Source organism: Halobacteriovorax sp. JY17, from assembly GCF_002753895.1.
Lineage (GTDB): Bacteria > Bdellovibrionota > Bacteriovoracia > Bacteriovoracales > Bacteriovoracaceae > Halobacteriovorax.
Window position 1 is genome coordinate 1,290,654 of the sequence record NZ_NJER01000001.1, and the last position, 25,763, is coordinate 1,316,416.

Below are 25,763 nucleotides of genomic sequence, written 5' to 3' on the forward strand. Positions count from 1 at the left end.
TATACCTATTAAAATGAAAAACTGAAATAATTTTAATTTATTCCCCCCAACAATCAAGTTGGGGAAATACCAAGTTATTTTAACTCTTTAGCAGCATTTAAAATAATCGACTCTTTAAGTCTGATTTTGTAATTAGGATGAATATAATTAAAAACAATCTCACCCTTAGAATTTATAAGATAAACTCCTGGAACAGGAAGGATATGGTGTGACTCCCCTGAAGCCTTATCCAAGTTGATTCCATACCCTAAGTACTTTTTATTAGTTTTATCATCAACTCTAAAGGCAAGACCAAATGCTTTTGCTGCATTAGCGCTACTATCAGAGTAAAGAGTATAGGTTAATTTATTCTTTGAGATACTTTCTTTTAGAGAAGCTGGTGAATCAGGACTAATTCCCACAATCTCCCAACCTAGTTTATTCAAATTCTTTTCAATTTTTCTTAGTCCTTGTAGTTGAAGATTACAATAAGGACACCATCCTCCTCGGTAGAATACGAGGACAGTATTCTTTCCTTGTAATTCTTTATTTAAATCAACCTCTACACCATCTATATTTCTAACCATTGAATTTGGAACGACTGCCCCATTGATAATTGGAGAAACTTCATAAGCGTTACTTACAACTGCTTCTTTTTTCATATTTGTTGAAGCACAACTCACAGTAAAAAGTAATCCTAACAATACTAGAAATCTCATTTCGTCTCCTCGACTATACAATTTTTAAGGCCGGCCTCTAAGCTCGAACCAATTAAACCTTTCCCTATAAATACAATTTTATTCACTCTACTTGTTGTTTCTTCCCAGTCTCTTCCATGATCAAACTTTAAAGAAGAATACACCCCTTGAAAGAGAACTCTCTGAGGATTACCAAAGAAGTGCAACACTCCCTTAGATCTATAGATTTCATCTTTGTACTGGGTATAAAGTACATTTAAAAACATTTCAAATGACTGGGGGTTTAGCGCTCCTTCAAATTCCAAAGAAATAGAATTCACTTCATCACCATGGGAGTGCTGAGCTTTCTTATAGGACTTACTATTTTCAAAAGAGATAACTTGATTTTCTCTGTTGATAATCTCAACCTGTAAATGACTTGGGTCATCAGTGAAAAAGAAAGCATAACTTCCATCAAACTCTATATCTAAAATATTTCTTCCATCGTGGGCCCCTTCAAAATCTAAGAGAGTGTGCTCATCGACACTAATATTTGCCCCTCTCTTCGCTCTTCTTTGAGGCGAAAAGAAAATAGAAGAAGCGTAGCTAGTCATGCGATCAGTAAATTCAGCCTCATCAACTTTAAAGAAAACTACTTTCTCATTATGATGAACGTGCCCGATATTGAGTTTATAAAATCCGGCCTTAAGAGTTACAATCCCCCCCCAGCTAAATGGATACTCTACTCCCGAAGTCTTAGGCATTGTCTTCTCTATTACAGAGAGATCAAATGATCTCGTCCCCATCACCTTATTTAAATCTACTTTCGCCTCAATTGTTTCAATTAATGTGACGTGTGGATTTCTCTTTGAAATATCATTCTTTATTTCTTCTAATTCTTCTTTAGAAGTCATATCAACTTTATTTAAAAGAATCGTTTCACTAAAAGCAATTTGATCATAGAAAGCAATCTGCTCGCTATGCTCGAACTTATCGACATTCTTTCTAAAGTGGCCACTATCAACAAGACCAATAACAGAGTCGAGTGTAAAAGACTCGCTTAGAATATCTGATGAAAAGAAGGTTTCAATAATTGGACCGGGGTTTGCCATTCCCGTAGCTTCGATAACAATATGCTCGAAGTCCTTAGACTTTGCTAATAACTTCGTAAGAGACTCGACAAGGTCTCCTCTCATAGAACAACAAATACAACCATTGCTCATTTCGACTAAGAGATCTTCAGAGCCTGTCAAAATTTCTTCATCTATTCCTACTTCACCAAACTCATTTTCAATGACAGCGATCTTCTTTCCATGATCTCCATTTAAAATACTATTAATGAAAGTTGTTTTTCCGGAGCCCAGAAACCCTACAACTAATGTGACTGGAATGAGTTCTTGCATAGCAATATGTCCTCTAATATTTATTCGTTCTTGAAATATTCTACCTTAAAATCAAGTGGTGGCTAGTCTGCTGATTATTTGTTAACATAAATCCATGAATGAGAAAGATATAAAGAAAATAATTAAAGAAGCTGGCCTTAGTTTTACAAAGCCAAGGGCCGCTATATTAAAGCTACTTACAAGAGAACATGGTCCGTATTCTGCCGATGAAATTTTTGAAAAGCTTGAAGATGGACTCTGCGATAGGGCCACACTCTTTAGGACTCTCAAGCAATTTAAAGAGAGTAATATTCTAAATAGTATTCGATTTGACGAAGATTTCGCCCGTTATGAATTCAATCACCCAGGGCATCATCACCACCATATAATTTGTAAAGATTGCTCAAAAGTTATAGTTCTAGATCACTGCTTCGTTGAAGAGATTGATCAAAAAATAGAGTTGATGGGTTACAAAGATGTGGAACACAAACTAGAATTTTTCGCTATATGCCCAAATTGCCAAAATAAATAACTAACAGTGCTTACAGAGAGAATCTTTAAAATTAAAAAAGTGTCCTGTAACAAGAATTAAGCCTGAAACTATATTCACTATAATTTCAATTTCGTGAATATGCCCTATAGAAGAACCGCTCTCAACAACCATGTGAAGCAACATTGCAATGAATAGTCCTGATAGGCCAATTACTCCAAGAGTAAGAGGTCTAACTTTTTGAGTGTGCTTATATGTTTTAAGAAAACTTATTAGAGCTATTGGGGCAACTAAGAGAAAGAGAATTATATGAATGAGTTCGCTATGAAAGTACTCACCAAGGGCCGGTGCGGCCATAAGAATAAATGGAGTTGCTAAGCAGTGAACACAGCAAGATAGAGAGAGCATAATCCCTAGTTTATCCATTCTTTCTTGTTGTACATGATTCATCTCTTACCTCTTCAGTAAGAGAGTTATACTCAGAATCTTATTTTTATGCAACTAGATTGCAAAAAATATATCACTTTTTCCAATATTTCTGTAAAAACTGGTCTCTGCCCGAGTTAAACCTATAGAATTTATAGCGAATTGGACTCTTCTTGTAGAAGTCTTGATGATATTCCTCGGCCGGATAGAAAACCCCTGCTTTAGTTATTTCTACCACTATTTCTTTCTTAAAACGCTTACTCTCAGCGAGCTGAAGCTTCGACTTCCTCGCCAATTCTTTCTGACTTTCATTATAGTAGAAAACCCCTGGTCGGTACTGGCTCCCTCTATCTACAAATTGCCCTTGATTATCAGTTGGATCTATATTGCGCCAAAAAACACTTAGAAGCTTCTCATAGCTTACCTTATTCGCATCAAAGGTAACTTCTACAGCCTCTGTATGCCCCGTCCCTCCCGAACTTACCGCCTTATAAGTTGGACTAGTACTCTCTCCACCAATATAGCCAGAAGTTGTCGACAGAACTCCTTCAAGCTTGTCAAATGGCCCTTCCATACACCAAAAGCACCCGCCAGCAAAAGTGGCCTTCCTAATATCTTCCTTAGCACTAGCAAGGTGAGCTGCGCCCAAGAATAGCAATATTACGATTAGGATATTCTTCATAATTCTTCCTTTTCTAGTTCAATACTTTAGACATTATAAAGTATTCTAAAGTTTAGTGAAGTTCACTTTAATTTTGTGACAATTTATTGATAGAATCTTAGCTTATCCACTACTTAAGGATTTGATTTGAAAGTCTTCATTTTAATTGCCAGTTTATTTGTCATAATGCCAGTCTGGGCAAAAGCTCAACCGCGAGTTGTCTTTGTTTCCCCAGACCCAAAAGATACAAAGAATGAGTTTTGGACCATTACAACCTATCAAGTTCAAAAGGCAGCAAAGGACTTAGGTGTTGAACTAGAAGTTCTCTACTCTAACTCTCACCCCTCCTACTATTTTAAAGAAATTGAAAAAATTGTGAATAGACCTAAGGAGTTTAGACCTGAATATATTATGATCCTTCCAATTAAGAGCAATATTTATGACTCTTTAAAACTCTTAGCCGCTACTGATATAAAAGTAATGCTCGTAAATATTGAATTAACGAAGAAAGATCAAAAAGAAATTGGATCTCCAAGAGATAAGTTTAAGAATTGGATAGGAAGCTTCTTTCCTGACGAAGAGCAAGCTGCAACACTAGTAGCAAAGGAAGTTGGAAAGCATTGCAAAGAAGGAAGTGATATTGTTTCAATAAATGGAACACATCTCTCAAATGCATCCCTTATCAGAGAGCAAGTATTTGCAAAGGTAGCAAAAGAACTTGGACAGAATTTACGACAATCGCTCTATGGAAACTGGAAGAAAGATCGAGTGAGAAAAATGCTTCCCTATATCGAAGGCCGCTATCCAAATATTTGTGGTTTCTTAGTGGCCAGTGACTTCATGGCAGAAGCAATTCAAGAATCTAGAAAAGGTGGTTATCAAGTTTGCTCAATTGACTGGACTTCAAGCGGAATAAAAAATGTCATGGACAAGAAACAACTCTGCTCTGTTGGTGGTCACTACTTAGAATTGGCCTTTGCTCTCGTCGCCCTCTTTGACTATCATAAAGGAATAGACTTTAAGAATGACTTCGGACTTACTTATAAAAGTCCTTTCCATCTTGCGACTATTAAAAATGCAAAGAAAATTTATCAAAAATTTATCTTAAATAAAGATTCACTAAATTATAAGAATTATTCAAAATTCTATACCAAAAAGACGAAGTATAACTTTAATATTTTACAAGGTATTTAGAAGAAGCCCTAGAATTCACTAGGGCCTTTATTTTTTTTAACCTACAACAATATTAACAATTTTCTTAGGAACAATAATTTTCTTCTTAATTTCTTTTCCTTCCAGCCATTTTTGAATTTCATCACTTTCAAGGACAAGTTTCTCAATTTCATCTTTAGTAGCATCTAGAGAAATGTCCATAAGAAATCTCATCTTTCCATTAATTGAAATAGGATATTTATGAGTACTCTCTACTAAGTATGACTCATTAAGTTCAGGAAGTTTAGCAACAGAGATACTTTCAGTATTTCCAAGTTCTCTCCAAAGCTCTTCACAGAAGTGTGGAGCAAAGGGAGAAAGAAGGACAATTAAGTCACTTAGAATTTCTCTCTTGTTACATTTCAGTTTTGCCAGATCGTTCACACAAATCATAAATGCCGACACAGAAGTATTAAAAGAGAATGAATCAATATCTTCATTTACTTTCTTAATACAAGTGTGAAGAACTTTTAATTCTTCTGCTGTTGGAGCATTGTCAGAGAGAGTAAGCTTCTCTTCTTGATAGAAGAGATTCCAAACTTTCTTTAGAAATCTATGAACTCCCTCAATACCATTTGTATTCCAAGGTTTTGCTTGTTCCAGAGGCCCTAGGAACATCTCGTAGAGTCTAAGTGTATCGGCTCCATAATTTTCTACAATAGTATCAGGGTTTACAACATTGAACATGGACTTACTCATCTTTTCAACGGCGTATCCACAATTGTAAACCTCTTTACCGTCGTGATTCTCTGTTACAAAAGTCGCTGTTTTAAATTCAGGTCTCCAAGCTTTGAAAGCTTCCATATCTAATTGATCGTTATGAACAATATTTACGTCCACATGAATTTCTTGAGTATCATACTTATCTCTAAGACCAAGAGAGATGAATTCATTTGTTCCCTTAACTCTATAGACAAAGTTAGAGCGCCCTTGGATCATTCCCTGGTTAACTAATCTCTTAAATGGTTCTTCTTTGCAGACGTAACCAATATCAAAGAGAAATTTATTCCAGAAACGAGAATAGATTAAATGCCCTGTCGCGTGCTCCGCTCCACCAATATAGAGGTCAACATCTTGCCAGTAATTATTTGCCTCTTTTGAAACAAGACCTTCTTCGTTATGAGGATCCATATATCTAAGATAGTAGGCAGATGATCCCGCAAAGCCAGGCATAGTAGACATCTCGAGAGGGTGACCATCTTTTGTCTTCCAATTCTCAGCTCTTCCAAGAGGTGGTTGTCCATCTTCTGTTGGAAGAAATTTATCAACTTCAGGAAGTTGAAGCGGAAGGTCTTCAAGGCTAAGTGGAGTTGGTACTCCGTCTTTAAAGTAAATCGGGAATGGCTCGCCCCAATATCTCTGTCTAGAGAAAATGGCATCTCTAAGTCTAAAGTTTGTTTGCTTCTTTCCAATTCCTCTTGCATCAACTTCTGAAATCATTTTAGCAATGGCCTCTTTGACAGAAAGTCCATCTAAGAAATCAGAATTCATCATTGTTCCATCTTTAGCGTCATACGACTCTTCAGAGATATCCCCGCCTGAAACAACTTGAGTAATAGGAATATTAAAATGTTTTGCAAATGCGTAGTCTCTTGAATCGTGAGCTGGAACTGACATTACAGCACCTGTACCATAACCGCCAAGAACGTAGTCACCAATCCAAATTGGGATTTCTTTTCCAGTAAATGGATGAATACAATAAGAACCAGTAAAGACTCCTGAGACACGCTTTACATCAGCAAGTCTATCTCTCTCACTTCTCTTCTTAGTTGCTGCAAGATAATCTTCAACTTCGCTTCTCTGCCCTTGCGTTGTGACCAAGTCAACGTAGTCACTTTCAGGAGCAAGAACCATGAAGCTCACACCAAAGATCGTATCCGCTCTAGTTGTAAAGACTTCTATTTTCTCGCTACTATCTTTTATCGCGAATTTAACTTCTGCGCCTACGGACTTTCCTATCCAATTCTTTTGCATCTCTTTTAGAGAATCTGACCAATTGAGCTCATCTAGTCCATCAAGAAGTCTTGGAGCGTATGCAGAAACTCTTAAGCACCACTGTTGCATCTTCTTCTGCTCTACAGGATGAGAGCCACGAACAGAGAGACCGTCTTTTACTTCATCGTTAGCTAGAACTGTTCCAAGGCCTGGACACCAATTCACCGCCGTCTCTGCAAGAAATGCTAGTCGGTAATTTTGAAGAGTATTCTCTCTATCTTTCTCATTTAAGTTCTTCCAATCATCAGCGCTAAAAGCTTCCATCTCACTACAGTGAGCATTTACTCCAGCACTTCCCTCTTTAGAAAGTTTTGAAATTAATTCACTTATTGGCTTCGCTTTATTTTCATCAAGATCATAGTAGTGCTCAAACATTTGAATGAATGCCCACTGAGTCCATTTATAATACTTTGGATTACAAGTTTGAACTTCTCTATTCCAGTCGTAAGAGAAACCTATCTTATCTAACTGCTCTCTATATCTAGCAATATTTTCTCTTGTAGTATCTGCAGGATGTCTTCCCGTTTGAATGGCGTACTGTTCGGCAGGAAGTCCAAAGGCATCGTAGCCCATTGGGTGGAGAACATTAAAGCCCTCTAGTCTCTTAAATCTCGTAAAAATATCTGAAGCGATATAGCCAAGAGGATGTCCAACATGAAGACCTGCTCCCGAAGGATATGGAAACATATCTAGAATATAGTACTTTGGTTTTGTGCTATTTTCTTCGGCCTTAAAAGTTTGATTATCATTCCAATACTTCTGCCATTTAGCTTCAATTTCTTGAAAATTATAACTCATTGCAACATTCCTTTGGAGTTTACTTTGAAATAGAGAATTTTAAAGGGCAAATTGTACAGGAAAAGGGACAGGAAGCCAAAAGGTACGTGGTACCTTTTGGTTTTTTCTTAGAGACTAAAGTGGGCTACAAGTTTGTAGGCAAATCGCTCTTTGAGTTGCTTCAGGAAGAGTTGAACAGTACTTCTCACAAGCTGGAACAGACTTGCTGTAACCATTGTTATAATCAATACAGTCAGCTAGTACATAGTCAAAACAGTAGTTAAAGTCTTGAGATTCTTTACAAGCTTCTTGAGCCTGAGCAACGCAAACTTTGTATACTGAAGCCGAAGCTACAGAAGTCATTAAAGTTAAACCTAAAATTACTATTAGTTTTTTCATTTTCCACTCCTATTAAATTATAAAAGTGGTTTCTACTGAAAATAGGAGACTTCGCCAATAAGCCGTGAAGATTTTTCTTAGTCTAAATAGTTTTAATTAAACGAGCACGTCAAAAGATGTTGGATCTAAAACAAGTTCCCCCATCTTCTCTTTCAACCTAATGAATTTGACGATTTCATCTTGCGCCTTATTTATTGCCGATGGGGATTTAGGCTGATCAAGTTTATAGAGAAACTCTTCTCTCATTGTGTCAGTCACTTCACTGATAAGGTCATAGATCAATTCTTTTGAAGATAATCTTAAAGACGCTGCCAATAAGTCTAAATTCACTTGAAGAAGAAAAGTTCTCTTCATTTCAAGAGTTAGGTAGCGTAATCTATCTATATTTTCGTTCTGCTCTCGAATATTATTGGCCAAAGCAAAGTTTTCTTCAGAAATTTTCCTAAGAACTTTCTCTTGCTCTACTTCACTTAGGCCATTAAAAGTAGAAACCTCAAGCCCCTTTTGTTTTAACTGCTTCTTAGAAATAACAGAACTAATTGATTTATAGGTCACACTCTCAAGAGAGACCGAAAATTTAACACCTATCTTAACAAGATTTGATTCTGACTCAGTTGAAACACTATAAGGAGTCAGATAGCAAACCTCAGCAAGTAGACCTGTATCTAAATTTTGATCTGTAATCGACGTGATATAAAGACTATCACCTATTGATAGTTTGCTTGCTTCACTTTCATGAAGAACCATCCCTAGACCTTGAACAGATAGATCTTTCAATATACATGAAAGACTTTCAACATTTTCATCACTTCCAACTTTGAAAGAAACATTTTTAAAGTCTTGATACTTAAATAAGAACCTCTCAACAGTCCTTCTCTCTTTCATCATTAACTCTACAGGAGTTTTCATAATGACTTTTAGACCTTCAGACTTAAAAGCATCTTTCTTAAATAGAGCATCCCCTTTGGCATAGTGAACAAATAGAGGTTTGTCTTTCGTAATTTTATAATCTGCATTTCTATAGCTATCTTCTAATTCAATTACAGTATTGGAATCAGTCACTTCAATTAAAGAAGCTTGAAATTTTATTTTCTCTTCGTCTCGACTCTGCCAAACAGTAACCTCATCTCCGCTCTCCATTATTTGCAGTAACCTCGATTTAATTACATCTTTTCTATATGTAGACCACATTTTCATAAAAAACCTCACTCCTTAAGCTATTCTATTCTCTCAGATTTTAGAGAAATTTAAAGAGAGAATATTATTTTAGCCACTGGATAAAGAAGTTAAGCGTATGGCCAGTACTTAGAGTTCGATTGGCCCTCTTCTTCACACCGTGTCCTTCATCAGGAAAGAGAATAAGAGATGATTTTACTCCATTTTTCTCTAGGGCCCTTTGAAATTGAATAGCCTCACCTGCAGGAACTCTAGGGTCGTTGGCTCCTTGAATAATAAGTAATGGCGACTTCACTTTATTTAGGTAATTTATAGGAGAGAGTTTCTCAAGTACTTCACGGTCACTCTTCAAATTTCCATACTCCGTCTCTCTCAAATATCTTCTGTATTCTGCTGTATTTTCTAAGAATGTGACAAGACTGCTCATTCCAACTCTTGCAACACCTGCATCGAAATGATCTGCAAAAACAGTCATTCCATAGAGAGTTGAGTAGCCTCCATAAGATCCTCCAGTAATACCTACCTTTGGTACTACCCCATTCTTGGCCCAATGCTTCTTGATGAAAATGGAGCTATCTCTAATATCTGTAATAACATTCAATCTCTTTGCGCCGTTATCTGAATTCAACCATTCTTTTCCATAGCCACTAGAACCTCTGACATTTGGCATAACGTAGATAAACCCTCTCTTTGTGAAGAGTTCAGCTCCTGGACTGAATCCAGGCTTAGATTGAGACTCAGGGCCTCCATGAAAAGAAATAATCACAGGACAAGTCTTCACTTCGCACTCCTTTGGTCTTTTTACAAACATAGGAATTTGAGTTCCATCTGCAGCAGGATAATATTCAAGAGACCAATTAGTATAGTGGCTCGTATCAAGTTCAGGAGAGCTTGGAATCGTCCACTCTTGCATTGTTCCTTTCTTCCAATCGTAGACGTAACTTACGCGCGGCCTATTGTAGAAAGCTTGACTAAAAATTGTATAGCGAGAGTCTCTTGTTGTAGAACCAAAGAAAGTATGAGTGGCCTTACTAAAATCAGGAAGCTTTATAGGTCCATAACTCTTTCCATTAATAGCTTTGATTTTATAATATCCCTGATCATTGTAGCGCAGGAGAATGCGGGAGAAGTCTTTAGCAATAGAAATACTATTTATATCCATTTCTAACTTTTCAGTTATCGCCTCAAAATTCTTTCCATCGTAGGAATAGAGTCTTTTAAAATTATCAAATTTATTTGTTAAGACTAAGAATTTACCAGTTATATGAGAGTATCTAAGATAGTAACTCTCCTCTTCTCCTTGACCTAGTAACGGTGTTACTTTCTTAGTTCTTCTATTGAAGAGATAGAACTCTCTAGCAATATTTCCGAGAGCATGACCTAGGATCATTTCACCATTCTGACCGAGCTCAACAATGTACCAATAACCTTCTCCTTGATAGAGAAGCTCTCTCTTCTTAGAAGTAATATCGTACTCGTAAATCCCCCAAGTTGTTGGCGCTATATCATTTGCTCTATAGTAGATCTTGCTTCCATCTTCACTTTGGTCTAGATAGCTGACCTTTATTTTCTTTTCACCAAAAATTTTAATAAGCTCTCCACCATTTCTTGCATCTTGAAGAAATAGACTTGGATACTCATCGCCCCCATGATCTCTAGAGAGAATAAGACGTTTCCCATCATTAGTTATATCTTCGAGAGAAGTTCCATTCTCTCCTCCAGTCATTTGAATTGGGAAAGATTTTGGCCCCTCGATTTTCCAAATTTGCCGAACCCCTGTCACAGACCAAGAGAAGAACATCTCTTTCCCGTCTGGCGTCAATTGCCCTAGTCCGGTTGAGCGGATTTCATTTTCCGCTTCTATTTCTGTAGAAAGATTTTTAGGAATTGCAGTTGGTGCGTACTTGGATAAAGTCTTCGCATCAATGGCCTCAACACCGTGACCAGAGTAGCCCATTTGTGTTCTTTTTTCACAAGAGAGAATTAAGAGGCACAAGGCCATTAAGATAAATTTACCAAGCATTTTCTATCTCCATTTATATTTTTTTAATTATTATAAATGGAGATAGGCAGATGTCTATTATTCTATGGCACAAGATTTCTTTTGAACGCTAAAGAACTCTCTTTGGTTCAAGAGATTGGCCTTAGACTTTTCTATTTTTAATTGAAGATTTATTTTGGATAACTCTTTCTTATCAAAAATACTTTCGCAAATAAGATCGCTCAATTCGACATACTTAATTAAGAATTTAAGAACTTTCTTCTTACCAGCTTCATTTTCACTAGCAGAGGCCATGTAACTTACATCTTTAACAGCTTTTGTGTATTCACTAATTTCAGTCAACCCTAGCGTTGCAGCCGTTCCATAGATTCGGTCAACCATCTGCCCGACTTCTTCAAATTTAGAACTATCAGCTAACTTAGTCTCAATTAGTGAAGATATAGAGACTGTCATTGAGTTCCTAATCTGCTTTATTTCATCAACAAAGAATGTCAGCATTTCAGTGTCCATAAGTATTATCCGAATTAAAGGTTTGTCTTAGTATAATTACTATCGGAAGAAAAAATTAACTATTAACTTAATTTAATTAGTAAACCTATTTTTACAATTACTTAAACTTCTAATCTTAAGATTTGTGGCAATTTTTCTTGCTAATAAAAATGCCTCTAAAATGAGTAAAAAAGACGTAACTTATTGTAAAGAATCCCAAATAGGCTTACAAATACGTATGGCGAAAACTCTCGAAAGAGTGAGAGCAAATAGCTCGCTCTTAAATACACCTCTTTGTCTCTTAGCACTTCAAATAAAAGGAAGTCTCGCAGAGGAATGTATTCAAATTGTTCGAGAAGAACTAAAAATAAAAGGAATCAATTTTCATTTTCATTTTTGGATTTCAGACGATTGGTTTTGCGCTGATGGTATCCCTGGAATTGCTCTGCCTTTCTATCTCTTTAATAAAGAAATCTCAAAACTTGAAAAAGAAAGAATTGGCTTTATTGAAGGTAGTACAAAGATTGAATGCTTAAAATTAATAAGACATGAAGTTGGTCACGCAATAGATAATGCTTATAATTTAAGAAATTGCCAAGAGAGAGAGAATCTTTTTGGAAGAAGTTCTCTTAAATATCCAAAAGACTATATCAGAAAGCCTTTCTCAAAAAACTATGTAAAACACATAAGAGAAAATTACGCCCAGGCTCATCCTGATGAAGATTGGGCCGAAACCTTTGCTGTGTGGTTAGATCCAAAGTCTAATTGGAAAGAGAAATATAAGAATTGGAAAGCGCTAGAAAAGCTTAATTATGTAGACAAAACTATGAAGTCCATCAGAGGAAAGCGTCCACTTTTAAAAAATAAAGATACTGTCGATGAAATTTCCACATTAGGAATTACGCTTAGAACTTATCTTAGTAGAAAAGAAAAAATAAAAAGTAAGTACAAAGCTCCAATCTTTGGAAAGAATTTAAGTAAAGTCTTTAGCCCCGGTCGAAAGAATAATGCGCTTAGTTTCATTACTTTAAATGAGAGAGAGCTTTGCATAAGAGTTGCAAAAAATACGAATCAGTATCATTATATAGTTAGAGATGTTTTAAAAGAGCTCAAAGGTGAATGTAGAGATAAGAGCCTCACTCTTAAAATGCCTATCTCTCAAACGAGAGAAACTCTTATACAGTTACTAAGTAAATCAACTCTACACTACGTTAAGCAAGGAAAGAATAAGGTCATCATGTGAAAATACTCGTTCTAATGCATAAAGACCTTGTCCCCCCTGAAGATATTCAAGAGAAAGATTTTAATAAAGATGAAGTCCCATGGATAACTGAATACGATGTGATCAAAGCACTTAGAGAGCTGGGACATAGCGTTTTCCCTTGTGGTGTCATTAGTGATTTAAAAGTCATAAAGAACGCTATTGATGAATTTAAACCCACTCTCATTTTCAATTTACTCGAAGAATTTGATGGTGAAGTTCTCTTTGATCAAAATGTTGTGAGTTACTTAGAACTACTTAGAGTGCCCTACACAGGATGTAATCCTCGAGGGCTTATGCTTGCTAGAGATAAAGCACTCACCAAGAAGATTCTTCTCTTTCACAGATTGAAGACCCCTCAGTTTCAAGTCTTTCCAAAGAATAAGAAAACGAGAAAGTTAAAGCACTTAGAATACCCTCTCATTGTAAAATGTTTAACAGAGGAAGCTTCCCTTGCCATTGCCAAGGCTTCAATTGTTTACAACGAAGAAAAACTCAGAGAGAGAGTTCAATATATAAATCAAAAAATAGGTGTCGATGCCATCGTTGAAGAGTTTATTGAAGGGCGTGAGTTCTATGTTGGAGTAATGGGGAATTATCAAATAAAAACTCTACCGATATGGGAATTAAAATTTGAAAAAGTCGAAAAGCCTGAAAAGGAGCTCTATTCTAATAGAGCGAAGTGGAATAATAAGTATAGAGACCGAAAAGGAATTAAAACAGAGCACGCAGAACTTGATACGGAGACAGTGAAGAGAATTCAACATATTTGTAAGAAAGCCTACAAGCACTTAAACCTAAATGGCTATGCTAGAGTTGACCTTAGAATGAATAGTAATGGAGACATTTACATCATAGAAGTTAATCCAAATCCAAATATTGCCCGCGAAGATGAATTTGCCTCTAGTGCTGCTCATAGAGAAATTCAATACACAAAGCTTATTACTCAGATTTTAAAGCTTGCAAAGTCTTGGGCAAAGAAAGTCTAAGCTCTTTTTTTCTTTAGAACTTCTTCTATTTTTGAAAGTAATTTTTGTTCGTCGAAGGGTTTGATGAGATATTGAGAGACTCCTCGATTAATGGCCTCTACAACATGGTAGCGATCAGTATCAGAAGTCACCATAACAAAGGGAATTTCATTAAAGTCAGCATTTCTCTTTAGGTAGTCTAGAAAATGAATACCATCAAGTTCTGGCATTTCCCAATCAGCTAAGACCATATCAACTCTTTGATTCTCTAGGAAGGCCTGTTCTATAAAGTCAACTGCACCTACTCCATTAACTTCTTCATGGATATTTCTAAATCCATTCTTTCGAAGTAAAGTTGTAATAAAGTTTCGAACATCTATATCATCATCGACAACTAGAATATTCATGTCAGGATTGATTCTCATAAATGAATTATAGAATCTATAGCTTAAGGAAATCAGAGTAATTGTGAAGATTTTTGGTCTATTTCAAATTATCTAGTTTCTTAAGTAAAGCTTTAATTCCAGGCTTTAAAGGTATCGCTGTTTTCTTAGCTTCAGCTTCTAGTGACTCAAGAAATTGGTAAGGAAGCTTTTTTTGCAACATATTTACGAGCCAAATTGGTAGCGAACCTTTTGGGTCTACCAACAAAGTCATTCGAACAGAAGAGAATTCTCCGTGTCTTCTAAACTCTAAAGTTCCGTAGGACATTTCGGCCCTAACAATATCTTTAACTGGGGGATAATTCTTATCTTCTACAGAGTAAGTATCAACTACTAAGAACTTATTCTTTTCATCTAACCTTAATTCATTCATCAAGATCATATCCCTATCCGCAGCAGGCCACGGAAGATCATTATTGCTATAAGTAGTAGCCTTTAGATCGTTAAATTCTTTAATTGTCCTCTTCTCTGTCATATTTGGAGCCCATCTAATCGTTCCCTCAACATCTCTTAGTAGAGATAAAATATTTTCTAAAGGTGCTTCCAAAATAGCTTCTGCTTTAAAGCCTACAATTTTTGAGTCCTTCGCTTTCTGCGAGTAAACGACTACTCCTTTCTTAGTGTAGACTTTATCCCACCCTGAAGGATTGAAGAATTCGGTGAAGTCATTACTTGCGAGAGAAGTTGTAGATATTAAAAATACAAGTAGTAAAAGTACTTTCAAAATAATCGTCCTTAATATTTGAATCATCTAATGCTACCACAAAGAAGTATTTTTTATATGGGAAATTTCTAACAAATATTACTAAAATTAGATAGTTATATATAGAAACACAAGAAAATAGAATAGAATCAAAACAATAACCGACTTGGCTATTCAAGTTACCTTCGGTAGAATCGACGCATGAAAAGCCTTCTCGTTACTCTATTTATTCTCTCTTCTCTATCGGTAAGATCTGAAGTCTTTAAGAAAGAAAAACTTGTTTCACTTAATGAAATTCATCCGACTCAGGCCTTTATTGGTCTCGACCAAATTCCTGATAAAGTAAGAAAAATATTAAAAAAGTATAAGAAAGACTCTCTTGACAACTATCTTAAGGAGAAATGGACTCCTGCGATACTTGGACCCGATCAGAAGTATTGGATCATCGATCACCATCACTTGAGCTTCGCTCTCTTAAAAGCGGATATACCAAAAGAAAAGAAGAGACTCTACCTTAAAATCATCCATGACTGGTCGAATAAGAATTGGAATACTTTTGCGCAAGAAATGGAAAGAGAGAAATTTCTCTACTTAAAAGACGATAATTTTAACACTCTTAACTTCCAAGATATTCCTGAAAATATTGAGAGCTTAAAAGACAATCCTTATAGAAGTTTAGCCTACTTTGCGAGAGAAGAAGGTTGTTTTGATAAAGTAGATATTCCTTTTCTAGAGTTTACTTGGGCAGAGTTCTTCTACCTCCAGAGTATCCGAATTAATAGCGATAGAAATTATCAAAGAGCACTGAAAGCCGCTCTCAAACTTTGCCATAGTAGTGAAGCGAGCAATCTACCAGGCTTTAAAGAAAAAATTATCCCTTAATCCTTAGAAAGTTCTTCATACACTGGTCAGCTAAATCTTTTAAATCCATAGAAAGAAGAGTTGAAGCTCTCTTATACGCATCAAAGATTGAAAATTCTTGCTGATCATCAGTTTCTATAAAGAGTCTATTATTAGGTATTAAACTTAGAGACTTCATGGCCTTTGAGTTCTCTCGAAAGAGCATACTACCATAAGAGAAGTAATCCCCTCTCTCGACTAATTTCTGAGTCATCTCTTCACTTCCATTATAATCGTGAAAAACTAAGTGACCCTTAAAACCGATATCTCTTACGCAATTTAAAACTTCTTGATAGGCCTTCACACAGTGAATAATAATAAAGGAGTCCTCTCTTAAAGAAGCAATTTCTAATTGAAACTTAAAGACCTCTTCCTGAGTTTCAAAAGAAGTACTCTTAAAAGATCTATCTAATCCCATTTCTCCCATACAAAGAAAATCGCTCTCTAAGAAAAACTTTTTAAAATAATCTCTATTTTCCAAGTGCTTTCTTTCTATCCACCAAGGATGAATTCCAGCGCAACGAAAATCACCTTTAGTAAACTCTACTGTGCCCTTGCGAATATCAACATTATAGAAGTTGATAACTTCTGGATCGTTTTTTAAAATATGAGTATGAAAGTTTAAGTACATTAACTAGATTATAGATCGGTTTTAGTTTTTTACAAAATCTGAAGACTTAGAACAAATATCTTTCACCACTTCACTAGCAGCAACAAAACCAAAAGTTCCTGTAACAAAAGCAGCACTTCCAAATCCTGTATAACAATCTAGACGGTAACTTTTCTGCTCTTCTTTTCTTATTTGGCAAACACTTCCATCATCTTGTGCCAGAAAGGGAAGTTCAGGTAAGAAGACACTTTTGATATTAAAAGGAGTTCTATCTGTTGGATAAGAGTACTCTCTTCTAAGCTTCTTTCTAAGCCTTTGAAGTAGACGGTCATTCCACGAGTTCGCTAAATCATCCACAAGGATCTTCGTCGGATCTTGCTTCCCGCCTGCTCCACCAATAGTAATGATAGGTATACTTCTCTTTAGGCATTCATCAACAAGTACTGCCTTGTTGTCGAGAGAGTCTATAGCATCAACGACATAGTCAAACTCTTCTGAAAGAATATCTGCAACAGTAGAACTCGTTAAGAAGTCTTCAATAGCACTAATCTTCACATCAGGATTAATGAGCAAGCACCTCTCTTCAAGGGCCCGAACTTTTAGTCTTCCAATATTTCCATCGAGAGCGTGAAGCTGTCTATTAACATTTGTTATGCAAATATCATCTAGATCAACCATTGTGATTCTTCCAATTCCTGAGCGAACAAGAGCCTCAACGGTCCATGATCCTACGCCCCCGATTCCAACGACACAGATATGGGCAGAACGAAGAGCGCTAGGAGCTTGTGCCCCATACAATCTTGAAATTCCACTAAAACGATAATTTTCTTCACTCATTTTTTTTATTTAACACAACTTCATCCAGTTGCAAAAGCTAACTTTGCAGAATATATAATAATGACGATGAAATACACACCACAGCTCACTTCCATTTATAGCCTAACCCTTAACGAGCTTCAAAATGAGTTTTCAAGGAATAGTTTTAAAGAATTAGGAGCCACTGAACTCTATCGAAACCTCTATAAAACCTTTAATTCAACGCTAGACAATGTTCCCAATATCGCTGAGAACTCAATTAGATTTATTAAAGAAAATTATTCTCTGGAGCTTCCAAAAATTTCAAAAATTCAGAAATCAGATGATTTAACAGTAAAGTTTCTCATGGAAATGAGAGATGGATATAAAGTAGAGACGGTTCTTATCCCCTTCGCCAAGAAGTATACTATTTGTCTCTCTAGCCAAGTAGGCTGTGCTATGAAGTGCAGTTTTTGTTTTACGGGTAAGCAGGGACTCGCCAGAAATTTGGAGACCCATGAAATAGTGGGACAGTATATTATTGCCTATAAGTGGCTCCGAGAAAATAGACCTGAAAAGATAGCTCCTCCTAATATTGTTTTCATGGGACAGGGAGAACCACTTCACAATTTTGACCATGTAAAAAAGGCCATTGAAATCTTTCTTATTGCTCAGGGACTTCATATAGGTTTTCGACAAATAACTCTTTCTACTGCGGGTTATTTACCCGGCTTAAAAAGATACTCAGAGCTTCCAAATATAAATCTTGCCCTATCTCTTCACTCACCAGTTGATGAGCATAGAAGTACATTAATTCCTCTAAATAAGAAGTTTAACCTTGAGACTCTTTTTAAGAACCTTGATGAGATTAAATTATTAAAAAGGCAATTCATCACCTATGAATATCTTCTGATTAAAGATTTAAATGATAGAGATGAAGACATTGAGTTACTTGCCAAGTGGTTAGTCAATAGACGCTCTCTTATAAATATTATTCCTTTTAATGAGTTTCCTGGTACTCCTTATAAGAGACCCACAAATGAAAGAGTTCTCTACTTTAGAGACGGCCTTGAGAAATACGGGCTAAACGCTAAAATTCGAACGACAAAGGGTGGTGACATATTGGCCGCCTGTGGACAACTAAACACTAAAGAGAAATTGCAGGAACACTCTATTTTCTAACTTTTCCCTACTTCATTATTACTTTATTACATAACCCCTGATTAAGCATTGCTAGGGGTTTATAAAATATGATTCTATATTTTCCAGGGAGAATATATGCGTCAATTAAATTTAATTATTTCACTAGGTTTACTTTTAACACTAGCTTCATGTGAAGATGAAGTTGTAAAATGCCAAGACACTTTCCAAAAAGACTATAATTCACTTAAGCAATCATTTGTGGATATTTACTCGCCAAGTACAACGACGGGAGAATTTAAACTCTTCAAACAATCGATTTCTGCATTTACTGCAAAGTATCCAGAAAAATGTACGGTAGACGGAAAAGTCTATGACTTAACTAGTGACTTAAATAAATTCGTTCAACAAAGTACTGTGAATGAACTTCTCTCCGCCAAAGTCATATACGGAAAGGATGATAGATTAGATATTTCGGCCTCAACTGATCCAAGACATCAAGAATGGTCAAAGGCCGTAGCGGTTCAAATCTCCAAAAGCGATATAGGAACCAATGGAGAACTCTCTACCGAAACAATTCAAGAAAGTATGAATCTATGCCCAACCGAGCAATTTGCGAATCAAATTAACCCAGGAAGATGTTCTGGCTTTCTTGTTGGAAAGAATATTCTTGTAACAGCAGGTCACTGTGTTGAAAACCAGGCCGATTGTAATAGCTACCAATGGGCCTTTGGTTTTAAAGAGGGTGTTACAAAGTTAGCGGAGAATCAAGTCTACTCTTGTAAGAAAATTATTTCTCAACAACTAAGTGATTCAACTAAGGCAGACTTTGCAGTCATTGAATTAGATAGAAATGTTGAAGACGCGAAACCACTTTCTTTTAGAACTGAAGGTGAAGTAAAGAAAGACGATCCAATAACAGTTATGGGTCACCCTTCAGGTCTTCCAATGAAAGTTGCCGCTGGAGCAAATATTAGAACAAATACCAATGACTGGTACTTTGTTGGAAATCTAGATACATTTGGAGGAAATTCAGGTTCTCCTGTTTTCAATACAACAACAGGTATCGTAGAGGGAATTCTCGTTCGAGGAGAAACTGACTACTCATGGTCAAGTGATGGTAATGGAAGTTCGTGTCGAGTTGTCTACCAATGTAAGGACGACGAATGTCGTGGAGAAGATGTAACAAGAATTACCAAAGTGACTGGACTTCCAAAAGTTGCTTCGGCATCTAGTATTCTTGCAGAATTCTTTGAAAACTCTACTCTCACACTCTCAAATAAAGGTATCGCCTTTAACGTACAGGTTAAACTAGGCGACGAAAGCTACCTCGCAGGAACGAAGTTTCTAGACCTCTGTGCTCTACACACGGCTTCACATGATGAGCCTACGAATTGGCTAGAATCTAGTGTTGTCGATTGTAAGGAAGGTAGAGAAGAGCTCCTTCAAGTTGTTGAGATCTTTAAAAATTAAAGCTAAATAAAAGACGTTTTTCACAAAATCTTCACACTCCTTGGCTATCCTATAAATGTAAAGGTAACCAAGGAGTCTCTATGCTCTCAATTCAATTAAACCCAATCTCAGAAGCTGAAGACGATGAAGTAGAAATGTACTACAAGGTCGAAGAGACGATGGTCGAAAATGGTGACTTGAAAATAAGTCAGGAGGAACTCTACGACGAGATAGACTCGCACCATAGTATCTACTTTCTAAAGACCCATGAACACTTTCATGTCTTTACTTTTATAGCTTCTCTATTTATTTATTACATTGCCTATGAGCAATACCTACTCGCTTCAGGCCCTTCTCTATCGGGGATTATTTTTTCAGCTCTAGCAACAACAATGCTTGCTCTAAGTTGGGTTATTGCTCACCCTACACTCAAGCATGAACATGATGTAATGGATTACTATAGAAGTCACAGGATGCTCTTCTACTACAATAAGGATCATTCTAAGCTAAACAAATTGAAGTAAGAATTAAACATGATACAGGAACTAAGTGAGCATAGACCACTTAGTTCCATCATACTTATAATTTTGTAACTTGAGAGCATTCTCTGAGCACTTCGCACATGGTTGATACCAAGGGTCTGCGCGCACGATTTCCCAATCCTCTTCAATTGTAGGTGTCAGCTCCTCTAGAAGTTCGGGGCTAGACTTTCTAAGAACAGCAAAGCGTTCATAGAGGGTTTTCATCGGAGTCGTATAAATATCTTCAAGAATGAGTTGATTTATTTTAGAAGGAATTTGCGTGTGAATAAGGTCTCTCTGCGTGACAAAGCGAGCGTTACAATTCGAACAGCAGTGAACCTTTAAGTTCTCTAATTTCTCATTCTTAAATTCATTTAACTGAGTTAGAACATCTTTATCAAGTTCGATACATTGAAAGTAGATTCCAATAATTGATCTTAGCTTCCAAAATAGACTCAAGCTCCAAGGATCGGAGAAATGAATATCATTTAACGTTCCAGCACCACCGAAGGCCTTAGAATAGTGATCATAGGAGTCTGAAAAGCTCTTATCCAGCATCTTCTCCACAGAGGTCATCCAGTGGGACCATTGGTGGTTATTCTCATAGTCTAATAGAGAGGAAAATGAACTTAAAAAGAGTTTTAATTTTTCTTGCATTGTTTTCACCTTGATATTCATTTTTATAACAAATTCACCTCTTTATGTCGTGTAATTCTTTTCAATTGCGTTGTACTTTCAAGTACTCTCTGCTACTTATCCAAGGTTATGACAAAGAAACCAGAACTCCTCCTCCCTGTTGGCAATATTGAGATGTGCCAGGCCGCTATTCACAATGGCGCAAATGCCATTTATGTGGGTATGCCAGAATTTAATGCTAGAGGAAGAACCACTGATCATAGCTTCGAGCAATTAGAAGAAATTATAAAACTCTGCCACACATATGATGTAAAAGTTCACGTGGCATTTAATATCGTTATATTTGAACAAGAAATTCCTAGAGCAATGGAGCTTCTAAGAAAGCTTCTTCCTCTTTCGCCAGATGCGATCATTGTACAAGACCTAGGCCTAGTAAAACTCATAAAAGAGATGGCGCCATGGCAAATAATTCACGCCTCAACTCAAATGACAGTGACCAATGAACTCGCCATTGAAATGACAAAAGACTTAGACATCGAAAGATATGTCCTTGGAAGAGAGAATAGTCTAAGTGAAATTAAAAAAATCAAAGAAAATACAGATAAAGAATTAGAAGTCTTCGTCCATGGAGCTCTCTGTGTTGCCTACTCAGGACAATGCTTTACAAGTGAGAGCATAGGTGGACGAAGTGCTAACCGCGGGCAATGTGCTCAGAGCTGCCGCTTTGAGTATGATCTCATTGTAGATGATAAGAAGGTTGATCTCATCGATCAGAAGTATCTTGTTTCTCCACAAGACCTCTGTGGAATTGATGAAGTCGATCAACTCAGAGAGATTGGCGTCGACTCCTTAAAAGTAGAAGGAAGACTCAAAAGCCCTCTCTTTGTTGCGAGCGTAGCAAATTCTTATAGAGCGGCGATTGATCATCAAGCTCCGACTAAAGATCTTAAAGAAGAAATGGCAATTACCTACTCTAGAGGATTCTTCCCAGGCTGGCTCCACGGAGTCAATCACCAAGACTTAGTTGACGGAACTTTTGGAAGTAATCGTGGACTGAAAATTGGTCAAGTTCAAGAAGTCAGAAAGAACTCAGTAATTATTGCTTCTGATAGAAATTTAGAAAAGGGAGATGGTCTTCTCTTTGCGAGCGTATCAGAACCAAAGAAGAAAGAAACTGGGGGAATGATTTACGATATTAGAACTCTTAAAAACAGACGCTTTGAAATCTATTTTCAAAAAGACTTTAAAGTGAGTGCTATCAAAGAAGGCTATAATATCTATCAAACTTCTTCTCCAAAGATTACAAAAGATCTAAGTAAGTCTTTTACTGATAAGCACTCCTTACTCAGAAGACCTATCAAAGTAAACTTAGAAGCTCACTGTGGACAGCCGTTAAAACTAACGGCCTCAATAAGTGAAAAAGTGATAACTATTACTGATGAATTAATTCTTGAGCCATCAAAGAATGACGTTAATATTGATTCAATAAAAAAGGAAATTAGCGCTCTAAGTGCTACTCCTTTTATCTGTGAATCACCAAAGGTCGAATTATCAGAAGTACCACCTTTTATTCCAAATAAGACTTTAAAGAAGCTTAGACAAAGAGCTATTTCTCAACTCTTAGAAGAGCTAACAACTGCTCCAGTGAGAGACTTAAATGAAGTAACTCTTCCCTCTTCAAAAGAGAGACTTCAAGAGAGAGATTCCAAGATAAGGCTCCTACTAAGAGAAATTTCTCAGTTAGAAGAGGTTCTTCCTCTAATAAGTTCAAATCAAGTAATAAAAGAGCGTTTAGATTTCATTATTCTAGATTATGAATTTGGAAGAGATTACCAAACATCTCTAGACCTCTTAAGAGAGTATGGAATAAAGTCCGCAATAGCGACCAATAGGATTCTAAAACCTGGTGAATATCATCATTTAAAGCTACTACTTAGAATTAAACCTGACGTTATTCTAGTGAGAAACCTAGGAGCTCTTCAGTTTATTAAAGAGCATGATCCCGAGCAAGAAGTGATCGGAGACTTTAGTTTAAATATTGCAAACTCCGTCACCGCATCTTACCTATTTAAGAAGGGACTAAGTTCTCTTACTCCTAGTTACGACTTAAATAGAGATCAACTTTTGGCCTTAATAGAACACTCTGAGAATAAGAACTTTGAAATAACAGTTCATCAGTATATGCCAAGCTTTCATATGGAACACTGTGTGTACGCAGCTTTTCTTTCAAATGGAAAATCGTTTAAAGACTGCGGGAAGCCTTGTGAAAAACACAAAGTCGAACTACATGATAGTTTTGGAAATAAGCACTTCATCAAGGCAGATTCCGAGTGCAGAAATACCATGTACAATGCCACTTCCATCTCTGCGCCTACTCTTTTAAAAGAATGTGAGGCCATTGGAGTGAGCCTCTTTAGAATTGAAGCTCTCCATGAAGATGCGAAAACTATTTACAATAAGCTCTTGGCCTTTACGAATCTATTATCTAATCAAATAGAACCAGCAGAGCTCAATAAAGAATTAGGTCTCCATGAAAACTACGGACTCTCATCGGGACAAATCTTCAAAGAAGATTCCTACATTGACAGGAAGAAGTTCTAGGCTTCTTCCAACTTCTCTTTCTTTACTTCTACAGGAAGAGTTAAATTCACTCTTGAATCTAATACCTCAATAAATCCAGCATCTGCATTTATCTCATAGTAATTCTCTCTTTCACGAACAAAGAAATCTACAAAACTATCTGCTGCTGCAGAAAGACTAATAAGAATAGCCTCGCCTTTATTAAGCTTAAAAAACATTGGAGGAAGAGTTAGAGAATACTCCCCTTCACTATTATCTTCGAAGTAAATTGAAGTTCGACTAATTCCATAAGTCATTGAATGAGGAACTTCCCACTCACCATTTTCAGTATTAAAGAGAGAAACAATAACAGCTGTTTTCTTTAGAGAGGATTTTGCTGTAAATTTTAATTTCAAAGTTCCATTGACGACTAAATCCTCTTCAAGCACCCCTCCAAATTGAAGAGACTTACCTTCAGCAATATCTAGCCTATTATTTAAAATAGCAGGACGGGCTTCAGTCCCCAGAGTTAGAGTTAACTCTCTAAAATCTCCTTCAACATTATTTGATCCAGTTGGAATTTCTGAATGGTCACGGTACTCACTCTTTAAATCTTTCATTTTTCCTTGCAAGAAATTAAATGCAAATTCTTTCTCAAAGAATCCACCACAACCGTGCCCCTGATGATGTAAGTATAGGAAGTGATTCTTTGGATTTATCGAATCATTTCTTAGAGCTTCAAAGGCCAAGACAGTATCTCTCCCATCTTGATCGTTATCTGTTCCAGCAATATGAAAGATTGGAATATGTGACTCTTTAAGCTCCTCTAGAATAGACCTTTCTTTAAAGTACTCGCTAAGTTCTCCATTCTCTCTTGCATTAGTTAAATCTGTCCAATCTGCAATATCTCTACCATAGAGAAGATTGTCATAGTCTTCAAAAGGAGTATTCTTAGAAAAGAGATATGAGAATTTCTCATCGTAGAGAGAAAGTTGATCTGGATTTTCTCTCTCAGCAATATAGTCTAATAATCTCGACTCTACAGTCTTTCCTGCAGTAAAAGAGTCCGTTTCAGCGTTAGAGGGAGCACTGCAAGCAACTGCAGAAATAAGCCCTCTTGCATTACTCGCTGCTGCAGCAAGTGCATTATAGCCATCATAGGATACACCGTAGGATATAACGGCCCCATTAGAAAATTTCTGCTTAGTGATCCACTCAATTGTCTCTTTTGAGTCTTCAATATTCTTTTCGTGAAGCCATTTAAAGTTACCTGTCGAAGCATGAGAGCCTCTATTTGATTGGATGACTACATTCATATTCATTTTCATCAAACTATTTACAGAATTAATATAGTAACCAAAACTACTTGTATGAAGATATGGAGTCTTTATAAAGAAAGTTCCTCTCTTTACATTAGGATTACTGAAAGTAATTGAAGAAATTTCTTCACCATCACTCATTCTTACTAATTCGTGAGTAATGTTTAAACCTACTGCAGAAAGAAAGTAGTAAGACTGAATAAGCTTTTCTTTATCTACTCTAAAGAAGGCATAGAGTGAATTATCACCAGCTAAATTTAATTTAATAATGCTGATTGGATAGTGGTCCATAATAATTTCAGAAGAATAGCAGTGATTTGATAATTGTGTAATCTGATTTGTATAACTCTTAAAATCATTGAACTTAATATTCTTTGAAAAGTATTTTTCAAACTCAAAGGGATTATCAAGCTGTTTCTTATTAATTAAGAGGCATAGATTATCGGATAGATTTAGCGATTTCTCACCACTTGAAATTTTCTTTGTATTTAAACTAAATTGCTCACCAGAAGATAAAGTAGAGCTCTGTTTTAGCTGTTGTTGATTTAAGAACTCAATCTCAGATACGACTTTTGTATACTCATAACTCTTTTCTTTCTTAGAGCAAGAATAGAAACTCGCAAGAATAAATAGAAGAAGAAAGCTTGTTTTTCTCATGTCGACACCTTTATTGTAAGTACTTCCCATTAATAAGAGCAAAATACATACCAAAGATAAACTCCTGAAAATAAGTAAACTACTGAAATTAAGTGTCTAAAAAGCTGACATGTGACTACTCTTCTAAATATCTG

The 25,763-nt window shown here is 36.3% G+C and carries 24 protein-coding genes; 9 read left to right on the forward strand and 15 right to left on the reverse strand.

Annotated elements, in window-relative coordinates; genetic code table 11:
* Positions 1–74 precede the first annotated feature (74 nt).
* Positions 75–698 carry a peroxiredoxin-like family protein gene (locus tag CES88_RS05865; protein ID WP_290732317.1) on the reverse strand — a complete coding sequence of 208 codons (624 nt, stop codon included), beginning with the start codon at positions 696–698 and terminating at the stop codon, positions 75–77.
* Positions 695–2,059 (reverse strand): CobW family GTP-binding protein, encoded by a 1,365-nt coding sequence (locus tag CES88_RS05870; protein WP_290732320.1) that lies wholly within the window; start codon positions 2,057–2,059, stop codon positions 695–697. The genes CES88_RS05865 and CES88_RS05870 overlap by 4 nt, the downstream gene beginning before the upstream one ends.
* 94 nt (positions 2,060–2,153) lie before the next feature.
* Between CES88_RS05870 and CES88_RS05875 the strand changes: the two genes are divergently transcribed.
* On the forward strand, positions 2,154–2,570 hold the full coding sequence (locus tag CES88_RS05875) for a Fur family transcriptional regulator (protein ID WP_290732323.1): 417 nt from the start codon (positions 2,154–2,156) through the stop codon (positions 2,568–2,570).
* On the opposite strand, the gene CES88_RS05880 is transcribed toward CES88_RS05875, so the two are convergent.
* Both CES88_RS05880 and msrA read right to left on the reverse strand, forming a co-directional pair.
* Positions 2,571–2,978, reverse strand: coding sequence for a MerC domain-containing protein (locus tag CES88_RS05880; protein WP_290732326.1), 408 nt, complete (start codon positions 2,976–2,978; stop codon positions 2,571–2,573). It abuts the gene before it with no gap.
* Positions 2,979–3,048: 70 nt separating this feature from the next.
* Positions 3,049–3,636: a peptide-methionine (S)-S-oxide reductase MsrA gene (gene msrA, locus CES88_RS05885; protein ID WP_290732329.1), complete on the reverse strand. Its 588-nt coding sequence runs from the start codon at positions 3,634–3,636 to the stop codon at positions 3,049–3,051.
* Between the two features lie 126 nt (positions 3,637–3,762).
* On the opposite strand from msrA, the gene CES88_RS05890 reads away from it, so the two are divergent.
* Positions 3,763–4,809, forward strand: a complete 1,047-nt coding sequence (locus CES88_RS05890) for an ABC transporter substrate-binding protein (RefSeq protein ID WP_290732332.1) — start codon at positions 3,763–3,765, stop codon at positions 4,807–4,809.
* 36 nt (positions 4,810–4,845) lie between these two features.
* Here CES88_RS05890 and leuS read toward each other — a convergent pair whose 3' ends face one another.
* The 5 genes from leuS to CES88_RS05920 all read right to left on the reverse strand — a co-directional run bounded on the left by leuS (position 4,846) and on the right by CES88_RS05920 (position 11,686).
* Complete coding sequence (leuS, locus tag CES88_RS05895; RefSeq protein WP_365992604.1) at positions 4,846–7,620, reverse strand: leucine--tRNA ligase; 2,775 nt, start codon at positions 7,618–7,620, stop codon at positions 4,846–4,848.
* A 114-nt stretch (positions 7,621–7,734) separates the two neighbouring features.
* Complete coding sequence (locus CES88_RS05905) at positions 7,735–7,998, reverse strand: hypothetical protein (protein ID WP_290732334.1); 264 nt, start codon at positions 7,996–7,998, stop codon at positions 7,735–7,737.
* Positions 7,999–8,094: 96 nt separating this feature from the next.
* Positions 8,095–9,195, reverse strand: a complete 1,101-nt coding sequence (locus CES88_RS05910) for a FliG C-terminal domain-containing protein (protein WP_290732335.1) — start codon at positions 9,193–9,195, stop codon at positions 8,095–8,097.
* Positions 9,196–9,259: 64 nt separating this feature from the next.
* On the reverse strand, positions 9,260–11,197 hold the full coding sequence (locus CES88_RS05915) for a prolyl oligopeptidase family serine peptidase (protein ID WP_290732337.1): 1,938 nt from the start codon (positions 11,195–11,197) through the stop codon (positions 9,260–9,262).
* Between the two features lie 57 nt (positions 11,198–11,254).
* Complete coding sequence (locus CES88_RS05920) at positions 11,255–11,686, reverse strand: hypothetical protein (RefSeq protein WP_290732340.1); 432 nt, start codon at positions 11,684–11,686, stop codon at positions 11,255–11,257.
* A gap of 217 nt (positions 11,687–11,903) precedes the next feature.
* Between CES88_RS05920 and CES88_RS05925 the strand changes: the two genes are divergently transcribed.
* Positions 11,904–12,908: a putative zinc-binding metallopeptidase gene (locus tag CES88_RS05925; protein WP_290732342.1), complete on the forward strand. Its 1,005-nt coding sequence runs from the start codon at positions 11,904–11,906 to the stop codon at positions 12,906–12,908.
* Positions 12,905–13,915 carry an ATP-grasp domain-containing protein gene (locus tag CES88_RS05930; RefSeq protein WP_290732345.1) on the forward strand — a complete coding sequence of 337 codons (1,011 nt, stop codon included), beginning with the start codon at positions 12,905–12,907 and terminating at the stop codon, positions 13,913–13,915. The genes CES88_RS05925 and CES88_RS05930 overlap by 4 nt, the downstream gene beginning before the upstream one ends.
* On the opposite strand, the gene CES88_RS05935 is transcribed toward CES88_RS05930, so the two are convergent.
* Positions 13,912–14,319: a response regulator gene (locus tag CES88_RS05935; RefSeq protein WP_290732348.1), complete on the reverse strand. Its 408-nt coding sequence runs from the start codon at positions 14,317–14,319 to the stop codon at positions 13,912–13,914. The genes CES88_RS05930 and CES88_RS05935 overlap by 4 nt on opposite strands.
* Before the next feature lie 58 nt (positions 14,320–14,377).
* On the reverse strand, positions 14,378–15,061 hold the full coding sequence (locus CES88_RS05940; RefSeq protein ID WP_290732351.1) for an START domain-containing protein: 684 nt from the start codon (positions 15,059–15,061) through the stop codon (positions 14,378–14,380).
* Between the two features lie 180 nt (positions 15,062–15,241).
* On the opposite strand from CES88_RS05940, the gene CES88_RS05945 reads away from it, so the two are divergent.
* Positions 15,242–15,922, forward strand: a complete 681-nt coding sequence (locus CES88_RS05945; protein ID WP_290732354.1) for a ParB/Srx family N-terminal domain-containing protein — start codon at positions 15,242–15,244, stop codon at positions 15,920–15,922.
* On the opposite strand, the gene CES88_RS05950 is transcribed toward CES88_RS05945, so the two are convergent.
* Together CES88_RS05950 and CES88_RS05955 are read right to left on the reverse strand one after the other, a co-directional pair.
* Positions 15,912–16,571, reverse strand: coding sequence for a TatD family hydrolase (locus CES88_RS05950; RefSeq protein WP_290732356.1), 660 nt, complete (start codon positions 16,569–16,571; stop codon positions 15,912–15,914). The genes CES88_RS05945 and CES88_RS05950 overlap by 11 nt on opposite strands.
* 21 nt (positions 16,572–16,592) lie before the next feature.
* Positions 16,593–17,387, reverse strand: coding sequence for a tRNA threonylcarbamoyladenosine dehydratase (locus CES88_RS05955; protein WP_290732359.1), 795 nt, complete (start codon positions 17,385–17,387; stop codon positions 16,593–16,595).
* A gap of 66 nt (positions 17,388–17,453) precedes the next feature.
* Between CES88_RS05955 and rlmN the strand changes: the two genes are divergently transcribed.
* The 3 genes from rlmN to CES88_RS05970 all read left to right on the forward strand — a co-directional run bounded on the left by rlmN (position 17,454) and on the right by CES88_RS05970 (position 20,461).
* The gene (rlmN, locus tag CES88_RS05960; RefSeq protein ID WP_290732362.1) at positions 17,454–18,527 is read left to right on the forward strand and encodes a 23S rRNA (adenine(2503)-C(2))-methyltransferase RlmN; all 1,074 of its coding nucleotides are present in this window, start codon (positions 17,454–17,456) and stop codon (positions 18,525–18,527) included.
* 96 nt (positions 18,528–18,623) lie between these two features.
* Entirely contained in the window at positions 18,624–19,958 is a 1,335-nt protein-coding gene (locus CES88_RS05965; protein WP_290732365.1) for a serine protease, read from the forward strand.
* A gap of 80 nt (positions 19,959–20,038) precedes the next feature.
* Complete coding sequence (locus tag CES88_RS05970) at positions 20,039–20,461, forward strand: hypothetical protein (RefSeq protein WP_290732368.1); 423 nt, start codon at positions 20,039–20,041, stop codon at positions 20,459–20,461.
* Between the two features lie 21 nt (positions 20,462–20,482).
* Here CES88_RS05970 and CES88_RS05975 read toward each other — a convergent pair whose 3' ends face one another.
* A complete protein-coding gene (locus CES88_RS05975) occupies positions 20,483–21,115 on the reverse strand; it encodes a hypothetical protein (RefSeq protein WP_290732371.1) in 633 nt (210 codons plus the stop codon).
* A 108-nt stretch (positions 21,116–21,223) separates the two neighbouring features.
* Between CES88_RS05975 and CES88_RS05980 the strand changes: the two genes are divergently transcribed.
* Positions 21,224–23,695: a U32 family peptidase gene (locus CES88_RS05980; protein WP_290732374.1), complete on the forward strand. Its 2,472-nt coding sequence runs from the start codon at positions 21,224–21,226 to the stop codon at positions 23,693–23,695.
* On the opposite strand, the gene CES88_RS05985 is transcribed toward CES88_RS05980, so the two are convergent.
* On the reverse strand, positions 23,692–25,683 hold the full coding sequence (locus CES88_RS05985) for a CocE/NonD family hydrolase (RefSeq protein WP_290732377.1): 1,992 nt from the start codon (positions 25,681–25,683) through the stop codon (positions 23,692–23,694). The two genes, CES88_RS05980 and CES88_RS05985, sit on opposite strands and share 4 nt — an antisense overlap.
* Positions 25,684–25,763: the final 80 nt, after the last annotated feature.